The sequence below is a fragment of the Limnohabitans sp. TS-CS-82 genome (genome assembly GCF_002943475.1).
On sequence record NZ_PTQX01000004.1, the window covers coordinates 377,348 to 394,114 of the forward strand.

Below are 16,767 nucleotides of genomic sequence, written 5' to 3' on the forward strand. Positions count from 1 at the left end.
CATGCAAGACCACCCCCCCGAACGCAGCGACCACCCAGCCAACCAATTTGCCTTACTCAGGCAACGTCGGTTTGCACCATTTTTTTGGACGCAGTTTTCGGGGGCGGCGAACGACAACTTGTTCAAGTTTGCGTTCACCGTGATGGTGACCTACCAGCTCAGCGTGAGCTGGTTGCCCGTCTCCTTGGCGGGCTTGGTGATTGGGGCCCTGTTCATCCTCCCGTTTTTGTTGTTCTCTGCCACCAGCGGTCAATTGGCCGACAAGTTGGACCAAGCCGCGCTGATGCGCCTCGTGAAGAATTTGGAAATCGGCATCATGGCCTTGGCCGCCGTGGGCTTTGCCACGCAGCAAGTGGCGGTGCTGCTGCTGTGCACGTTTTTGATGGGCCTGCACTCCACACTGTTTGGCCCTGTGAAGTTTGCTTACTTGCCCAAAGTGCTGAAAGCGCATGAGCTGACCGGCGGCAACGGCATGGTCGAAATGGGCACGTTTGTGGCCATTTTGTTGGGCAATGTGGCGGGCGGTTTGCTGGTGGCCATCCCTGAAGTCGGTCACACCGCGGTTGCCGTGGCGTGTGTGGCCGTGGCGGTGCTGGGCCGACTCTTCAGCGGCGCCATTCCTTCGGTGCCGGCCACCGCGCCTGATTTAAAAATCAACTGGAACCCCATCACAGAAACCCTGCACAACCTGCGATTGGCCCGTGCCAACCGCACCGTGTTTCGCACCCTGCTGGGCATCAGTTGGATGTGGTTCTTTGGTGCCATCTTTTTGAGCCAATTCCCCAGCTTCGCCAAAGAGGTGTTGCATGGGGACGCGCAAGTGGCGTCGTTGTTGCTGGTGCTGTTCTCGGTCGGCATTGGCGCGGGCTCGCTGTGGTGCGAAAGCCTGAGCCGCCAACGCGTGGAAATGGGCTTGTCGCCGTTGGGGGCGATGGGCATGACGCTGTTTTCGGTCGATCTGTACTTCGCCTCACGCGGGTTGCCCGACGTGCCCATGATGGACATCGCCACTTTCTGCGCAGACAGCGCCCACTGGCGCGTGATGGCCGACTTGGTGTTGCTGAGTTTGTTTGCTGGCATCTACAGCGTGCCCATGTACGCCTTGATTCAACAACAAAGTCACACGGCGGAATGCGCCCGCATCATCGCGGCCAACAACATCATCAACGCGCTGTTCATGATCGCCAGTTCCTTGATCGCAGGGGCGATGCTGGGCGCAGGCTGCACCATCCCCGAAGTGATCTTCTGGACCGGCGTGGCCAACGCCGTGGTGACGCTGGCAATTTTTGTCGCCGAACCGCTGTACCTGCACCGCTTTGCCGCATGGCTGCGCTCTGTTTGACACAGCGCAAGCGTGCGGTCGCTATTTGCCATTAAGCTTCGTTCACCTTGATACGCTGCGCGCCGCTCTCCAACCTGAGCGCGCCCTGATTTGAAAGTTCTGCCATGACTGACACCCTCACCGCCCCCATCGCCACGCGCGAAGTCACCCTCGCTTGGTCTGACGCTTTGGCCTTGGAACTCGACTTCATGGACGACACCCACCGCGAGTTTGTGGACTTGTTGGCCGCCACCGAGTTGGCCGATGACGAGACTTTGGTCGAGCGCTTCAGTGCCTTGATCGACCACACCGACGACCACTTTGGCCGCGAAGATCAGTGGATGAAAGACACCCAGTTTTCATCCAGCAACTGCCACGCCATGCAGCACGATGTGGTGTTGCAAGTGATGCGCGAAGGCTTGAGACGCGGCAAAGAAAAAGGCGATCTGGCGATGATTCGTCAAATGGCGCATGAGTTGGGCATTTGGTTCCCCCAACACGCACAAACCATGGATGCGGCCTTGGCGCTGCATTTGCGCCGTGTGGGTTATGACGCGGAGACAGGCATTGTTTCTGCGCCTGAGGCTATGCCTGAGGGTGAGATTCATGGCTGCGGTGGGGATACCTGCTCTTGATCTGCTTTGTTCTGTTGATGCGCTAGGTTTTTGGATTGCAGGGGTTTGGTTTCTGCTGAGGGCGGTGCTTGCAACTTGTGAATCTTGTTGCGCGAATGTCCCCCGAGCGGCGCTGGCGCGCCACTCTCCTCCTTTACTTCGCTTCACAAGACACCCAAGCTGCAAGCGCCTAGTTGGGGGTGTTAGAGGTTGAAGGCACTTCGGGCTACTGCTACTGCTACTGCTACTGCTACTGCTACTGCTACTGCAGCTAAGGCTAAGGCTAAGGCTAAGGCTAAGGCTAAGGCTAGGGCTAGGCGCTAGGCGCTAGGTGCTAGGTGCTGAGTGATTTCGCCCAATGATAAAAATCAAAACCCGAGAAAGTGAAAACGCGCAAAGCCACAGGCGAGCCGTAATTTCAACTGGCACAAAGAGGGGTTTGGGTGTCTGCTGAAGCGAAGTGAAGGAGGAGAGCGGCGCCCCAGCGCCGATCGGGGGACATTCGCTTCAGCAGATGCCCAAACCCCTCACCCCCAACGAAGACAAAAAACTCAAGCGTACCGAGTTCTAGCCAAAGCCGCGCCAGCAGCCAAGGCTTCCAGCTTCTTCACCGCCACCTCACGGCTCATAGGTGCCAAACCGCAATTGGTGCACGCAATCAAACGATTCTTAGGCACATACTTCAACGCCATGCCAATCGTGTCAGCCACTTGCTCAGCGGTTTCAATCACATCGCTGGCCACGTCAATCACGCCCACCATCACGTCTTTGCCTTCCAGCAACGCCATCATCTCAGGCGGCACATGCGAGTGATAGCACTCCAAGCTCACTTGCTGGATGCTGCTCTTGGCCAAAGCGGGCAACACTTTTTCGTATTGACGCCACTCGTCGCCAAGTGTCTTCTTCCAGTTGTTGTTGGCTTCGATGCCGTAGCCGTAGCAAATGTGAACGGCGGTGGTGCAGGTCAAACCTTGTGCGGCGCGCTCCAAGGCTTTGACGCCCCAGTCTGCGGCTTCGTCGAGGTAGACGTTGAATGCGGGTTCGTCGAACTGAATGATGTCCACGCCGTCGGCTTGCAGGGCCAAGGCTTCTTGGTTAAGCAATTCAGCAAAGGCAAACGCCATGTCGATGCGGCCTTGCACGGCGTCTTTGCCTTTGCCGTAGAAACGGTCGGCCACGGTGTCGACGATGGTCATGGGGCCGGGCAAGGTGAACTTGAGTTTCTTCTTCGTGTGTGCGCGGGCCAGCTGCGCTTCAAACGCATGCACGCGGCCTTTCAACTTCAAAGGTGCGATGACTTGCGGCACTTGCGCGTCGTAGCGGTTGTTGCGAATGCCCATGGTGACTTTGTTTTCAAAGTCGATGCCTTCGACTTGCTCTAAAAAGCCGTGCACAAAGTGTTGGCGCGATTGTTCGCCGTCACCAATCACATCGAGGCCCGCGTCTTCTTGCGCTTTGATCCACAACAGTGTGGCATCGGCTTTGGCTTGCAAGAGCGCATCGCCTTCGGCCTGCCACTTGGGCCAGAGTTTGTTGGTCTCGGCCAACCATTCGGGTTTGGGCAGGCTACCGGCGATGGCGGTTGAAAACATAGAGAGCTCCAGTGAGGGGTTTGAAAGAATTGAAATGGTTCAGAAATTTAAATGCCGTGCGGCGCAATTGAGTGTGCTGAACACGCCAGCACACACGGCCTCATACACATGGCTTCATGAATGCGCAACGTCGCGTCAGCATGGGCTTGGCTCATGCCTGTGCGGCTGTTAACGCGAACTCTCGCGCCAGCAACTCATACGAGCGAGCTTGCGCCGCAGGCTCATGCGTCCAAGTGATGATGACCACTTCGTCCACCTGCAGACGCGCAGCCAAACGGCGCAGTTTGTCGGCAACTTGCGGTGCGCTGCCCACCAAAGCATTGGCACGCATTTCGGCAAACGCCACATGCTCAGACGGGGTGTAGTCGCGCACGGCTTGATCGGGCGGCAACAGCGCGCCAATGCGACCCGTGTTGCGGTCCAGCTTCCAGCGAGCGCGGCTTTGGAACAAACGCCACGCTTCGTCTTCGGTGTCTGCCGCCAAGGCCCAGACACACACGGTAGCGCGCGGTTTGGGGTTGGTTTCGGTGGCACGGAAGTTGGCGCGGTACAAATTCAAGGCGTGGTCTGCGCCCTGCCCGTCGGTGATGAAGTAAGCAAAGGCATAGGGCAAGCCTAAGTGGGCTGCGAGTTGTGCGCCGTAGTCTGAGCTGCCCAACATCCACACATCGGGTGAGGTGGGGCCACTGGGATAGGCAAACACGCCGTGCCCGGGGTGGCCTGCAGGCAAGGGCTCGCCCGTGACCCACGCTTGCAGTTCCATCACTTGCTGTGGAAAGTTCTCAGACGCATGACGGTCCGAGTTGAGCAATTGCGCGGTGCGGCCATCGCTACCTGGGGCACGGCCCACGCCGAGGTCGATGCGACCCGGCGCCAGCGCGTCCAGCACGCGAAATTGTTCGGCCACTTTGAGCGGGGCGTAATGCGGCAGCATGACGCCTGCACTGCCCAGTCGAATGCGGGTGGTGCGTGCGGCAATGGCAGCCATCAACACCTCGGGCGCAGAGCCCACGATGCTGGGGTGGCTGTGGTGCTCGCTCACCCAAAAACGGTGGTAGCCCCAAGCCTCGCATTGACTGGCGAGCGCCAAGGTTTGTCGGATGCTGGCATCTTGGCTTCGGCCAGACGCAGCGACGGATTGATCGAGAACAGATAGTTTGAGCACGGGCGAGAGCTTACCTTCAGATGCCGGCCTCGGTTGTCACACAAGCGTTCACGACCACAAGGCACAAGGCTGTTCAGCCCCGACTCACGCCTTTGGGCTTTCCGCTTCTTGCAGCAACCGCCACATGACCTTGCCGCTGCCGCTCTTGGGCAGCACATCCACAAACTGCACCTGCGTGGGCGCTTTGTAGACGGCCATGTTTTGGCGGCACCAGTCGATGATGTCTTGCTCGACCACCACGCCTTTGTGGCTGGCACGCAGCACCACCACCGCTTTGACGGTTTCACCGCGGTAGCTGTCGCGCGACGAGATGATGCAAGCCTCTTGAATGGCGGGGTGCTTGAACATCAACGCTTCCACCTCAGCGGGCCAGACTTTGAAGCCCGAAGCGTTGATCATGCGTTTCAAGCGGTCGGTGATGAAGAAGTAACCGTCTTCGTCCACGCGCCCCAAGTCGCCAGAACGGAAAAAGCGTTTGCCCTCCAGCTCAAAGAACGCGGCGGCAGTGGCATCGGGGCGCTTCCAATAGCCGTTGAACACTTCAGGGCCGTGAATGACGATTTCGCCGGACTCGCCTTGCGGCATTTCTTGCAAGGTTTCGGGATCGACGATGCGGGCGTCGGTGCTGAGGAACGGAATGCCCAAGCACTGCTGTTTGGGGGCATCGGGTGGGTTGTTGTGCGAGGGTGCGGCGGTTTCGGTCAAGCCGTAGCCTTCGCTGTAACGCAGGCCATACAACTCAAACAAACGCTGCGCCACCGCTTGCGGCATGGCCGCACCGCCGCCGCCAATGTGCACCAAGCCTTTGAGGTCGAACTTGTCGAAGTTGGGGCTGCCCAACAAATCGATCACCATGGTGGGAATGTTGGTCCAATGCGTGACGCGCCACAGCGAGATCAAACGGCCGGCCAATTCGCGGTCCCAACGCGGCATCAACACCAAGGTGGCCCCCAAGTAAATGCCCGAGTGCATGACGCTGGTCATGCCCGTGATGTGGAACATGGGCACCACCAGCAAGCCCACGTTCTCATGAGTGCCGTTGCCCCAAATGGCAGACGCCATGGCGTTGTGCATGAGCGTGCGATGCGGGTGCATGCAGCCCTTGGGCAAGCCCGTGGTGCCGCTGGTGTAGGGCAGCACCGCCAAGTCTTCTGGGCCCACCGTCAACGGGCCCAAAGGCGACGTGCTGGCCAAGGCATCTGGCCAACGGTGGGTTTGCCCGCCCTTCAATTCGGGCAACACATGCTGAGTGAACAACCAATCGTGCCAACTCGTGGGTGGCGCGTTGTCGCCCGTGACTTGCGCGTCAAACGCATCGGTGAAATGGGTAATCAGCAAATGGGCCAAGCCCTCGCCTGCGGGCAATTGGTTGCTGGCACTGGCCAACTCAGCCGCCAGATCGGCGGTGGTGATGGCCACTTTGGCATCGGGGTCGGTGATGTAGTGCTTGAGCTCTTCGGCACGGTTCATCGGATTGACCGGCACCACCACGGCGTTGGCACGCAAGATCGCAAAGTGCGCGATCACCAACTGCGGGCAGTTTTGCATGTTGAGCACCACGCGGTCGCCCTTTTGCACGCCCAAGCTTTGCAAATGCGCAGCGACGGCCTCGGCCTTGGCTTTTAACTCGGCATAAGAAATGCGCGTGCCTAAAAAGATCAGCGCCGTTTTGCGAGGAAACCGGCGTGCGCTGGTTTCTAAGTTATCCCACAGCGAGGTATCAGGCAGAGTGATGGCATGCGGCACGCGAGCGGGCCAAAAACGATGGTGTGGTTTCATGCGCGCTAGGGTAGCGCGAGAGCCCAGCCGAGCACATCGGGGAAGGCCCTAGAACCACGCTTTCGGGGTCACTTGGGCGTCAGTTCAACGCGCCTCTCAGGCGCCATCCCGTTAAGCGGTGGCTTGGGTGCGCGCGCGACGGTTAATTTGACGCACAGACATCAAGGCGTCAAAGAAACCGCGCAACCAATCCATATCGACTGGCTTTTGCAACATTTGCACGCCATCAGGCAAACCGCCTTTGGCTTTGACTTCGTCCGCGCTCATGCCCGTGATGACCACCACGGCCAAGTTGCTGAACAAGGCGTGCTCGCTGAGCGTTTTCAAAAACTGAAAACCATCGACGTTGGGCATGCGCAAGTCGGTCAACAACACTTGGGGTTGCAAGCTGGGCATGTCCAACAAGGCTTCCATGGCGGATGAGTACATCACGGCGTCGAGTGGCAAACCCCATTTGTCAAAGTTGGCCTGCAACATGATGCGGGTTTCGTCATCGTCTTCCACCACCAAAACGCGCAAGCGGTCTTCGCTGAGCATCAAAGAAGCGGGTGCCAAGTTGTGACGGCGCTGGTAATCTTGGATCGATTGCAAAGAAATACGGCGATGGCCGCCTTGGGTTTTCCAAGCCTTGAGGTCGTTCTTTTCGACCAAGCCCTGTACAGTGCCCACCGAGATGCCCAGCACCTTGGCGGCGTAACTGGTGCCGCAATAGCCGTCGTAGGCTTCTTTGTTAGTTGTCAGACTCATAGAAAACTCCTAAATTGAGCGTTTTTACACATTTCGTATTATTTTAGTCGATTTAAAGACTCATCAATGAATACTTAACAAATCATGAACAACAACTCACTTACAGCAGTTCAAGGCATCACGGTCGGACACCATACTGACAAGCGCCGCCCCACGGGCTGCACAGTCGTACTCACGCCATTTGGAAGCGTTGCAGGTGTCGATGTACGCGGCGCGGCGCCCGGCACACGAGAAACTGATCTGTTGCACCCAAGCAACACCGTGCAGCACATACACGCTCTGGTTTTAAGCGGCGGCAGCGCTTTTGGGCTCGATGCGGCCTCTGGCGTGATGCGTTGGCTCGAAGAACAGGGCCACGGATTGCCCGTCGGCCCCGTGCGCGTGCCCATCGTGCCTGCCGCCGTGGTGTTTGACCTGTGGGTCGATGACTTTGAGAGTGCCGCCTTCAAGCGAGGCAACCGTGTGCGCCCTGATGCAGACGCTGGCTACCAAGCCTGCCTTGCAGCCAACAACGCGCCCGTGCCACAGGGCAATGTGGGCGCAGGTGCCGGTGCCACCGTTGGCAAGCTGAACGGCTCGCACTGCGCCATGAAAGGCGGTGTGGGCAGCGCCTCACTCACTGTCAACGGCATCACCGTGGCGGCCTTGATTGTTTGCAATGCCTTGGGCGATGTGATGGATCCCCGCACAGGCCAACTCTTGGCGGGCGCGCGCATCGCACCAGACCGACGCGAACTACTCGACATTCGACAAGCCCAACTCACAGGCCATGTGACACCCAGCCCCACAGCGGGCAGCAACACCACCATCGGCGTGATCGCAACCGATGCCGTGCTCACCAAGCCTCAAGCCCACCGTTTGGCCCAAGTGGCCCACGACGGCTTGGCCCGCACCATTTACCCCGTGCACACGCCCATGGATGGCGACACCTTGTTTGCATTGGGCACAGGCACCAGCGGCCAAACGGCAGACATGATGCTTTTGAGCACCTTGGCCGCCGAAGTCACCGCGATGGCGGTGGTCAACGCCGTTCAAGCCGCCCAAGAATTGCGATTCGGCAACCACTGGTGGCCCGCCATCCAACCATGATGAGCATGAAAAAAGGCCCAGTCCTTTCGAACTGGGCCTTCAGAACTGCGCCTTTGGCGAAGCAGATGAAAATTACTTCAACGCCTTAAAGCGCACGCGCTTGGGCTTGGCGCCCTCTTCGCCCAAACGCTTCTTCTTGTCGGCTTCGTACTCTTGGTAGTTGCCGTCAAAGAACACCCACTGGCTGTCGCCTTCAGCGGCCAAGATGTGGGTGGCAATGCGGTCCAAGAACCAGCGGTCATGGCTGATCACCATCACAGAGCCGGCGAACTCCAACAGCGCGTCTTCCAACGCACGCAAGGTTTCCACGTCCAAATCGTTCGATGGCTCGTCCAGCAGCAACACGTTGCCGCCTTCGATCAAAGTCTTGGCCAAGTGCAAACGACCGCGCTCACCGCCGGACAACATGCCGACTTTCTTTTGCTGGTCGCCACCGTTGAAGTTGAAGCGGCCGCAATACGCACGGCTTGGCATTTGGAACTTGCCGACGTTCATGATGTCCAAACCACCGGAGATGTCTTCCCACACGGTTTTGTCATCGTTCAGGTCGTCGCGCGACTGGTCCACAAAGGCCATCTTGACGGTTTGACCAATCTTGACTTCGCCACTGTCTGGCTGCTCTTTGCCAGCAATCAGCTTGAACAAGGTTGACTTACCAGCACCGTTGGGGCCAATGATGCCGACGATGGCGCCCGCAGGCACTTGGAAGCTCAGGTTGTCGATCAACACGCGGTCGCCAAACGACTTGCTGACGTTCTTGAACTCGAACACTTCGTGGCCCAAACGCTCGGCCACAGGAATGAAAATTTCCTGGGTTTCGTTGCGCTTTTGGTATTCGTGATCAGACAACTCTTCAAAGCGGGCCAAACGGGCCTTGCTCTTGGCTTGACGGCCTTTGGGGTTGGAACGGGCCCACTCCAATTCTTTCTTCATGGCCTTGGAGCGTGCGTCTTCGGTGCGCTGCTCGGTGGCCAAACGGGCTTCTTTTTGCTCCAACCAAGTGGAGTAGTTGCCTTTGTAGGGAATGCCGTGGCCACGGTCGAGTTCCAAAATCCACTCGGCGGCGTTGTCCAAGAAATAACGATCATGGGTAATCGCCACCACGGTGCCTGAGAAGCGGGCCAAGAACTGTTCCAACCAGTCCACCGATTCAGCGTCCAAGTGGTTGGTCGGTTCGTCAAGCAACAGCATGTCGGGCTTGGACAGCAACAAGCGGCACAAGGCCACACGGCGTTTTTCACCACCGGACAGCTTGCCAATGATGGCGTCCCACGCGGGCAGGCGCAGCGCGTCAGCGGCGATTTCGAGTTGGTGGTCCGAGGCGTCGCCTGAGGTCGAAATGATGGCTTCGAGCTGGGCTTGTTCGGCGGCCAAGGCGTCAAAGTCGGCATCTTCTTCGGCGTAGGCGGCGTACACCTCTTCAAGGCGCGCTTGTGCAGCCTTGATGTCGCCCATGCCGCTCTCCACGGCTTCGCGCACGGTGTGCTCAGGGTCGAGTTGAGGTTCTTGCGGCAAATATCCGATCTTCAGACCAGCCATTGGAATGGCTTCGCCTTCGATCTCGGTGTCAATACCGGCCATGATTTTGAGCAAGGTGGACTTGCCCGAACCGTTGGTACCCAGCACGCCAATCTTGGCCCCGGGGAAGAAAGACAAAGAAATGTCTTTGAGAATCTGACGCTTAGGCGGCACGATCTTGCCGACGCGGTTCATCGAAAATACGTATTGAGCCATCTGTAACCCTGAATGAAAATGAGCTGAAACGGGCCACCCTGCGGGTGCCAGTTCAAGACGTCAACCAAGCCGCTCTGGGCTGGCTGAGTCTGTGTAGCCTTCCATTATCCCAGCTTATCAAGGCAGAGGCCCGAAGAACGCAAATCTCAATCGAGTTTGAGGCCCAAGTCCACGGCTAGCTTGATCCAAACTGGCACTTCGCCCTCCCAGTCTTTGCGGGTGTCAGCGAGATTTTTAGGCTTATTGGGAATGGCGAAGGTTTCGCGCAGTTTGGCGGCGCGTTCGGTATTGGCCCAAGCCACTGCCTCATCGGCCATCCGTTTGAGCACGGCTTCGGGCGTGCCCGCTGGAGCGACCAAGGGCAAACCGCCTTCCAGCGTTACCAGTTTTTCGGTATTGCCTTGCTCGGTCAAGGTAGGCACATCGGGCAGTTTGGGCGACCGGTAGCTGCCAGTCACGCCGATGGCACGCACGCCTCGCGCAGCCATGGCGTTGAAGGCCTGAAAACTGCCCACGGCAACTTGCGACTGCCCCGAGGCCACGTCCAACCACATGGCGGCCTCCCCTTTGTAGTGCACCGACTGGATGCTGGTGGCATGCTGGCGGTTGGTCTGGTCGGCCAACATGTGCGGGTAAGAACCAGGTGCATAAGTGCCCATGGAAGTGGGGTTCTTTTTGGCCCACGCCACGAATTCGGTCATATTCTTAGCAGGGATTTTGTCGTGAATACCCACCACCAAAGGACCAGACGGGAACACGGTCACAGGGGTCAAGTCTTTGTCTAGGTTGTAGGGCAGCTTGGAATACAAGATGCGGTTTTGCCAAAATGTGCCGGAGGTGCTCATGACAAAGGTGTAGCCGTCGGCGGGTGACTTGGCCACGGCGTCAATGCCAATGATGGCTCCCGCACCCGGTTTATTTTCGATGACCACCGGCACGCCCAGCTTGGTTGACAGGTACTCGCCGTAGTTGCGGGCATAGGCGTCCGTCAATCCACCAGGCGGAAATGCCACCACGATCTTGATAGGTTTGGCGGGCCAAGCAGGCACTTGAGCCCAAGCGGAAGTTAAGGTGAGGCTGGCTATGCTGGCGACAACGGCAAGAGAAGCAGTCAAAAAAGGACGGCGGTGTTTCTTTAAATCAATCGACATGGTGTCTCCCAATGTGGTGCAAAACTGCTTTGAGCTCGCAGTCTAGGGGCACATGAAGCCGCTTTTAATTGGGGTTTGAACCCATGCCAAAGCTTTACGCCATCTCTTGTGCCACAATTACAACGTTGCAGCCTCCAGTAGCCGCAACATCAGCACTTCTGCTGGGGCCTGACCTAGGCAACGCTCAAAACAAGCGCCTGCGGTTTCCATGCCCACCTTAAAACTTATCGGCCAACACTGGTAACTGCCAACCGCAGTTGAATGAGTCGATAACTGCGCCGGACATGGCGCTCTATCCAAATGAACTTTGAAGAATTGAATCTGGCCCCGGCCATCCTGAAAGCCGTGCTTGAGCAAGGCTACGACACCCCAACCCCCATTCAAGCCCAAGCCATTCCGGCCGTCTTGGCGGGCCACGACTTGTTAGCAGGCGCCCAAACCGGCACCGGCAAAACAGCGGCGTTCACCCTGCCGATGCTGCACAAGCTCACCATGAGCCGCAGCACCGAAAACAAATTTGGCGTCTACGGCGTGCGCGCCTTGGTGCTGACCCCCACCCGCGAACTCGCGGCCCAAGTGGAAGAGTCGGTGCGCAACTACGGCAAATACCTGCAACTCACCTCCACCGTCATCTTTGGCGGCGTGGGAATGAACCCGCAAGTGGCTCGCATCAAAAAAGGCGTGGACATCTTGGTGGCCACCCCCGGCCGCTTGCTCGACTTGCAACAGCAAGGCTTGCTCGATTTGTCCACTGTGGAAATCTTGGTGCTCGACGAAGCCGACCGCATGTTGGACATGGGCTTCATCCACGACGTCAAGAAAATCTTGGCCTTGGTGCCCAAAGACAAACAAAGCTTGTTGTTCTCTGCCACCTTCAGCGACGAGATTCGCGAACTGGCTGGCAACTTGCTCAAGAACCCACAAAGCATCCAAGTCACGCCCAGCAACACCACGGTGCAACGCATCACGCAAGTGGTGCACCCTGTGGGCCGTGGCAAGAAAAAGGCCTTGCTCGCACACATCATCAACGAGCACAACTGGAGCCAAGTGCTGGTGTTCACCCGCACCAAGTTTGGCGCCAACAACGTGGCCGAGTTCTTGACCAAGAACGGCATCAGCGCCATGGCGCTGCACGGCAACAAGAGCCAAACCGCCCGTACCCAAGCCTTGGCTGGCTTCAAGAGCGGTGACATCCGCGCCTTGGTCGCCACCGACATTGCGGCACGCGGCATTGACATTGACGAGTTGCCACACGTCGTGAACTACGAAATCCCCAACATCAGCGAAGACTATGTGCACCGCATTGGCCGCACCGGTCGCGCAGGCTCCAGCGGCGAAGCCGTGAGCTTGGTGTCGTTGGATGAAGAAGGCTTCATGAAAGACATCGAACACTTCACCAAACAGCAAGTGCCTGTGGTGAACGTCGAAGGCTTTGGCCCTGAACCTGATGAAAAAGCCGAACCCATCGCCATGGGCCGTCAAACCCTGTGGGGTGGTTTGGGCAAGCCCCCAGGCCGTGACGTGATGGCTGCTGCGGCCAAAGCGGCACGCGGTGAAATGATGCAACGCATTCGCGACACCAAAGCCGCAGGCGGCGGTCGCAATGCAGGTGGTGGTCGCGGTGGCCAAGGCGGCAACGCCGAAGGGCGTGCCCCACGCCCCAGCGGCCATGTGAGCCGTGACCGCGTGAGCGATCGCCCCGCACGCGATGGCGAACGCGCCCAGTTGGGTGACCGTCCTGCACGCAGTGGCGAACGCCCAGCGCGTGATGGCAACCGTCAGCCTGGCAATGGTCAGGGCCAAGGCCAACGCGCGCCTCGCCAGTTCGACAACCGCGGCCCCCGCAACGACGCACCACGCCCACCGCGTGATTTCGATGCGCCCCGCGCCCCACGTCGTGATGACGACGAATTCCAGCCTCGCGCCAACGCGCACTTGGGCACCCAAAGCGGCGTGAACGCCTTTGGCCACAAAACACAAGGCGGCGGTCAGCGCCAGCCTGACCCCACACGCACCAGCGTCGATCTGATGACCGAACGCAAACGCGGCGGCGGTGGTGGCTATGGCCGCCGTCCTGGCGGTGGCGGCGGTGGTGGTGGTCGCTCAGGTGGCGGCGGCGGCCGTTCCGGTGGTGGATTTGGCGGCGGTAGTGGTGGCTACGGTCGCTGAGCCAACGCTCAACCCTAGACTTCACCCTGCACTGCCACGCCATGGCGTGCACCCAGAACTGGCCTGATCAAGGCCGGTCCACAAAAAACCCGCTGAGGCGCTTGCCTCAGCGGGTTTTTTCATGGGCGAAACACATCAAATCATGCAGACGCCGCATCACCTCGGCATTCAGGCACGGGCGTCGGCAACACGTCTTGGGCATAAAACGCTCGCAGGTTTGCCATCGTCAAATCGGCCATGTCGCGGCGCGTTTCTTCGGTGTGGCTGCCAATATGGGGGGTAAGCACCACTTGGGGCAAGCTGCGCAATTCGGCAGGCACACGGGGCTCATCCCAAAACACATCCAAGCCCGCGCCTGCGATGGTTTTGTCTTTCAAGGCTTGCACCAACGCCGCTTGGTCGACCACCGAAGCGCGTGCGATGTTGATCAAAAAGCCTTTGGGGCCCAATTTTTGAAGCACCGCGGCATTGACCAAGTGTTTGGTTGCAGCGCCGCCGGGTGTGGCCACCACCAAAAAATCAACGGCGTCAGCCAAGGACGCCACATCGGCATGAAAGGCGTACGACACATCGGCCTTAGGGGCGCGGCCGCAATAGGCCACGGTCATGTCAAACGCCTCAGCACGCTTGGCAATGGCACGGCCGATTCGGCCCAAACCCAAAATGCCCACCCGCTTGCCTGACACGCGGCGGGTCATGGCAAACGGCTCCATCGCCCAGTCGCCGTTGCGCAAAAAATGGTCGGCCTGTGGGATGCGTCGGCCCACCGCCAGCATCAGGCCTAAAGCGAGGTCGGCCACATCGGCGGTCATGGTGCCGGGGGTGTGCGTCACCACGATGCCGCGTTCTTGGATGGCGTCCATCTCGATGCCGTCATAACCCACGCCGCACAAGGCAATGAGCTTGACGTTGGGCAACATGCTGAGCAGCTTTTTGTCCACCTTGGATTCGCTGCCCGTGCCCACCAGCGCCGTGACTTTGCTCAACGCTTCAGGATCGATGATGTGGGCGTGGTCGTGCACGATGTAGTCCTCTTGCTGCAAGGCGTTCGTCAAGAACACAGGCAAGTTCGAGACTTTCATCAGGTGTTGGGTCATGGTGCGCCTCCCGCCAAGTGTTTCAATGCACCAACTCTACCTCGTCATTGGCTAACATCCTGCACATGATTGAAGGCACCCCCACACTCGACATTCACGGCTCCTTGGCTACCCTCACCTTGCGCCGCCCCAGCTTGCGCAACAGCCTCAACGACGACGACCTAAACACCCTGCTCGCCCACTTTGAAGCCATCAACACCAACCCCGCTGTGCACGCGGTGGTGCTGCGGGCGGACACCCATGGCCAAAAGAGCCCCGTGTTCAGCGCGGGCTACCACGTCGGCGGCTTCAACAACGACCCGATGGCTCCGCTGTTTTTTGAAAAGATCCCTGAAGCCCTCGAACGCTTGCGCCCCGTCACCGTCTGCGCCTTGAACGGCAGCGTCTATGGCGGCGCCACCGACGTGGTGCTGGCCTGCGATTTCACCGTGGCCCAAGCAAACTTGCATTGGCGCATGCCCGCCTGCGCTTTGGGCTTGCATTACTACCCCAGCGGCCTGCGCCGTTATGTCAGCCGCTTCGGCCTCAATGCCAGCAAACGGGCGTTCTTGCTGGGCCAGTCGCTGCGTTTTGAAGACTTGGCCAAGCTCGATCTGTTTGAAGCCTTGGTGCCTGCCGCAGACTTTGAAACAGCGCTCCAAACCCTCACCGACACGCTGACATCCATGTCGCCTTTGGCACTGCAAGCCACCAAAAAGAGCCTCAACGAGATCGGTGCAGGGCTATATTGCGAGCCAGTCCTGAAAGAACGTTCACGCCAATCCGTGCACAGTGCTGACTTTGCCGAAGGCCGCGCCGCCTTTGCTGAACGACGCGCCCCGCAGTTCACGGGCCGTTGACCTACCCACCTACGACCGAAAGTGCCCATGACCTCACCCCAAGACACCCTCGCCACGTGGCTAGCCGAAGAAGCGGCCGTTCGCGCACGCTTGCTGCCCGTGGGCATCACGCCATTCAGCGACGTGCAGCCACGCACCGGTTTACAGCTGTTGCAAGGCATGCTCAACGGCGAGTTGCCGCCCTCACCCATTGGTCGCACGCTCGACTTCATCTTGGTCGAAGCCCGTGAAGGCCATGTGGTGTTTCAAGGCGCGCCCAGCGACGCCCACCTCAACCCCATGGGCAGTGTGCATGGCGGCTGGTTCGCCACCTTGCTCGACTCGGCGCTAGGCTGTGCTGTGCACACCAAGCTGCCGCAAGGTCGTGCCTACACCACCACCGATTTGAGCGTCAAAATGCTCAAAGCCATCACGCCCAAAGTGCAGCGGGTGCGCGCCATTGGCGAGATCATCCATTGCGGGCGACAACTGGCTTCGGCGCAAGCCCGCTTGGTAGGACCCGACGGCACGCTGTACGCGCATGCCACCACCACATGTTTCGTTTTTGATCTACCAGGACAACCCAAGCCATGAGACTGCTTCACACCATGCTGCGCGTCGGCGATTTGCAAAAATCCATCGACTTCTACACCCAAGCCATGGGCATGCAACTGCTGCGCAAAACCCACAGGCCCGAGCAAAACTATGACCTCGCCTTCGTCGGCTACGGCACCAACCCCGACCACGCCGAGATCGAGTTGACCTACAACTATGGCGTCAGCAGCTACGACTTAGGCACGGCCTACGGCCACATCGCCATTGGCGTGCCTGACGTGGTGGCCACTTGCGCACAGATCGAACAAGCGGGCGGCACCATCACCCGCGCGCCAGGCCCCGTCAAAGGCGGCGCCACCATGATCGCCTTTGTGCAAGACCCAGACGGCTACAAGATCGAGCTGATCCAACGCTGATCGGTGTGACAACACCCCCTTAACGCACACAAAAAAGGGAGCGCAAGGGCTCCCTTTTTGCTGGACATCGGTCCAACCGTTTCAAGCCCCGCCAGTTGGCAAGGGCCTTTTTGCAAAAAGGACTTAGCCCTTCTTGGCGTAAGCCGAGCACCAGCCTTTGCCAGCCACTTGCTTGCCCGCAAACAGAGGGCAACCACCGGCAGCCGCATCGGCCTTACCTTGAAACAAAGCACAGTTAGAACAAATTTGACCCGCGGCGTATTTGGGTTGTTTGGCTTTGTCGACTTTGGTCGCGTCGGCTTTGTAAGCCAAAGCAGCGGCTTGTGGATCAGACTCGGCCACCATGGCTTGCGCTTGCGCAGCCGTGGTTGCCAAAGCAGCCACGCCAGCCACAGAGATGGTTTGCATCATGAAGACGCGACGGTTGGTAGGTTTGTTCATGGATGGCCCTTTGGGAAAGTTAAAAATTTGGGTCAGAAGATACTGACAGGCGATATCTTAACGACACTGAAAAAAGGCC

The 16,767-nt window shown here is 58.8% G+C and carries 14 protein-coding genes and 1 pseudogene; 7 read left to right on the top strand and 8 right to left on the bottom strand.

The window, feature by feature from the left end; all coding sequences use genetic code 11:
- Window position 1: 1 nt before the first annotated feature.
- Both C5F52_RS11685 and C5F52_RS11690 read left to right on the top strand, forming a co-directional pair.
- Window positions 2–1,336, top strand: a pseudogene (locus C5F52_RS11685) (MFS transporter); the annotation flags it as partial.
- A 110-nt stretch (window positions 1,337–1,446) separates the two neighbouring features.
- Complete coding sequence (locus tag C5F52_RS11690; RefSeq protein WP_104798512.1) at window positions 1,447–1,956, top strand: hemerythrin domain-containing protein; 510 nt, start codon at window positions 1,447–1,449, stop codon at window positions 1,954–1,956.
- Between the two features lie 530 nt (window positions 1,957–2,486).
- Here the strand turns inward: C5F52_RS11690 and C5F52_RS11695 are convergent.
- The 4 genes from C5F52_RS11695 to C5F52_RS11710 form a co-directional block, all read right to left on the bottom strand.
- Window positions 2,487–3,527 carry a methionine synthase gene (locus C5F52_RS11695; RefSeq protein WP_104798513.1) on the bottom strand — a complete coding sequence of 347 codons (1,041 nt, stop codon included), beginning with the start codon at window positions 3,525–3,527 and terminating at the stop codon, window positions 2,487–2,489.
- Between the two features lie 151 nt (window positions 3,528–3,678).
- Window positions 3,679–4,692: an LLM class flavin-dependent oxidoreductase gene (locus tag C5F52_RS11700; protein WP_104798514.1), complete on the bottom strand. Its 1,014-nt coding sequence runs from the start codon at window positions 4,690–4,692 to the stop codon at window positions 3,679–3,681.
- A gap of 84 nt (window positions 4,693–4,776) precedes the next feature.
- A complete protein-coding gene (locus tag C5F52_RS11705) occupies window positions 4,777–6,471 on the bottom strand; it encodes a long-chain fatty acid--CoA ligase (protein ID WP_104798515.1) in 1,695 nt (564 codons plus the stop codon).
- Window positions 6,472–6,582: 111 nt separating this feature from the next.
- On the bottom strand, window positions 6,583–7,218 hold the full coding sequence (locus tag C5F52_RS11710; RefSeq protein ID WP_104798516.1) for a response regulator: 636 nt from the start codon (window positions 7,216–7,218) through the stop codon (window positions 6,583–6,585).
- A gap of 84 nt (window positions 7,219–7,302) precedes the next feature.
- Here C5F52_RS11710 and C5F52_RS11715 point away from each other — a divergent pair, with 84 nt between their 5' ends.
- Complete coding sequence (locus tag C5F52_RS11715; RefSeq protein WP_104798517.1) at window positions 7,303–8,307, top strand: P1 family peptidase; 1,005 nt, start codon at window positions 7,303–7,305, stop codon at window positions 8,305–8,307.
- Window positions 8,308–8,379: 72 nt separating this feature from the next.
- Here the strand turns inward: C5F52_RS11715 and ettA are convergent, their stop codons facing one another.
- The gene (gene ettA / locus C5F52_RS11720; RefSeq protein ID WP_104798518.1) at window positions 8,380–10,041 is read right to left on the bottom strand and encodes an energy-dependent translational throttle protein EttA; all 1,662 of its coding nucleotides are present in this window, start codon (window positions 10,039–10,041) and stop codon (window positions 8,380–8,382) included.
- A gap of 146 nt (window positions 10,042–10,187) precedes the next feature.
- Window positions 10,188–11,192, bottom strand: a complete 1,005-nt coding sequence (locus C5F52_RS11725) for a tripartite tricarboxylate transporter substrate binding protein (RefSeq protein WP_104798519.1) — start codon at window positions 11,190–11,192, stop codon at window positions 10,188–10,190.
- A gap of 300 nt (window positions 11,193–11,492) precedes the next feature.
- Between C5F52_RS11725 and C5F52_RS11730 the strand changes: the two genes are divergently transcribed.
- Window positions 11,493–13,361 carry a DEAD/DEAH box helicase gene (locus C5F52_RS11730; RefSeq protein ID WP_104798520.1) on the top strand — a complete coding sequence of 623 codons (1,869 nt, stop codon included), beginning with the start codon at window positions 11,493–11,495 and terminating at the stop codon, window positions 13,359–13,361.
- Window positions 13,362–13,501: 140 nt separating this feature from the next.
- On the opposite strand, the gene C5F52_RS11735 is transcribed toward C5F52_RS11730, so the two are convergent.
- Complete coding sequence (locus tag C5F52_RS11735; RefSeq protein WP_104798521.1) at window positions 13,502–14,458, bottom strand: 2-hydroxyacid dehydrogenase; 957 nt, start codon at window positions 14,456–14,458, stop codon at window positions 13,502–13,504.
- A 65-nt stretch (window positions 14,459–14,523) separates the two neighbouring features.
- On the opposite strand from C5F52_RS11735, the gene C5F52_RS11740 reads away from it, so the two are divergent.
- From C5F52_RS11740 to gloA, 3 genes are read left to right on the top strand one after another with little or no spacing between them, the layout of a single operon-like run.
- Window positions 14,524–15,297 carry an enoyl-CoA hydratase/isomerase family protein gene (locus C5F52_RS11740; RefSeq protein WP_104798582.1) on the top strand — a complete coding sequence of 258 codons (774 nt, stop codon included), beginning with the start codon at window positions 14,524–14,526 and terminating at the stop codon, window positions 15,295–15,297.
- Window positions 15,298–15,324: 27 nt separating this feature from the next.
- Window positions 15,325–15,870: a PaaI family thioesterase gene (locus C5F52_RS11745; protein WP_104798522.1), complete on the top strand. Its 546-nt coding sequence runs from the start codon at window positions 15,325–15,327 to the stop codon at window positions 15,868–15,870.
- Window positions 15,867–16,247 (top strand): lactoylglutathione lyase, encoded by a 381-nt coding sequence (gene gloA, locus C5F52_RS11750; RefSeq protein ID WP_104798523.1) that lies wholly within the window; start codon window positions 15,867–15,869, stop codon window positions 16,245–16,247. The genes C5F52_RS11745 and gloA overlap by 4 nt, the downstream gene beginning before the upstream one ends.
- A gap of 123 nt (window positions 16,248–16,370) precedes the next feature.
- On the opposite strand, the gene C5F52_RS11755 is transcribed toward gloA, so the two are convergent.
- Window positions 16,371–16,688 carry a high-potential iron-sulfur protein gene (locus C5F52_RS11755; protein ID WP_104798524.1) on the bottom strand — a complete coding sequence of 106 codons (318 nt, stop codon included), beginning with the start codon at window positions 16,686–16,688 and terminating at the stop codon, window positions 16,371–16,373.
- Window positions 16,689–16,767 lie beyond the last annotated feature (79 nt).

Excerpts from the sequence above, each read along its gene's own strand:
- C5F52_RS11690 (WP_104798512.1), top strand. The coding sequence starts at position 1,447 with ATGACTGACACCCTCACCGCCCCCATCGCCACGCGCGAAGTCACCCTC.
- C5F52_RS11695 (WP_104798513.1), bottom strand. The coding sequence starts at position 3,527 with ATGTTTTCAACCGCCATCGCCGGTAGCCTGCCCAAACCCGAATGGTTG.
- C5F52_RS11705 (WP_104798515.1), bottom strand. The coding sequence starts at position 6,471 with ATGAAACCACACCATCGTTTTTGGCCCGCTCGCGTGCCGCATGCCATC.
- C5F52_RS11710 (WP_104798516.1), bottom strand. The coding sequence starts at position 7,218 with ATGAGTCTGACAACTAACAAAGAAGCCTACGACGGCTATTGCGGCACC.
- C5F52_RS11715 (WP_104798517.1), top strand. The coding sequence starts at position 7,303 with ATGAACAACAACTCACTTACAGCAGTTCAAGGCATCACGGTCGGACAC.
- ettA (WP_104798518.1), bottom strand. The coding sequence starts at position 10,041 with ATGGCTCAATACGTATTTTCGATGAACCGCGTCGGCAAGATCGTGCCG.
- C5F52_RS11725 (WP_104798519.1), bottom strand. The coding sequence starts at position 11,192 with ATGTCGATTGATTTAAAGAAACACCGCCGTCCTTTTTTGACTGCTTCT.
- C5F52_RS11730 (WP_104798520.1), top strand. The coding sequence starts at position 11,493 with ATGAACTTTGAAGAATTGAATCTGGCCCCGGCCATCCTGAAAGCCGTG.
- C5F52_RS11735 (WP_104798521.1), bottom strand. The coding sequence starts at position 14,458 with ATGACCCAACACCTGATGAAAGTCTCGAACTTGCCTGTGTTCTTGACG.
- C5F52_RS11740 (WP_104798582.1), top strand. The coding sequence starts at position 14,524 with ATGATTGAAGGCACCCCCACACTCGACATTCACGGCTCCTTGGCTACC.
- C5F52_RS11745 (WP_104798522.1), top strand. The coding sequence starts at position 15,325 with ATGACCTCACCCCAAGACACCCTCGCCACGTGGCTAGCCGAAGAAGCG.
- gloA (WP_104798523.1), top strand. The coding sequence starts at position 15,867 with ATGAGACTGCTTCACACCATGCTGCGCGTCGGCGATTTGCAAAAATCC.
- C5F52_RS11755 (WP_104798524.1), bottom strand. The coding sequence starts at position 16,688 with ATGAACAAACCTACCAACCGTCGCGTCTTCATGATGCAAACCATCTCT.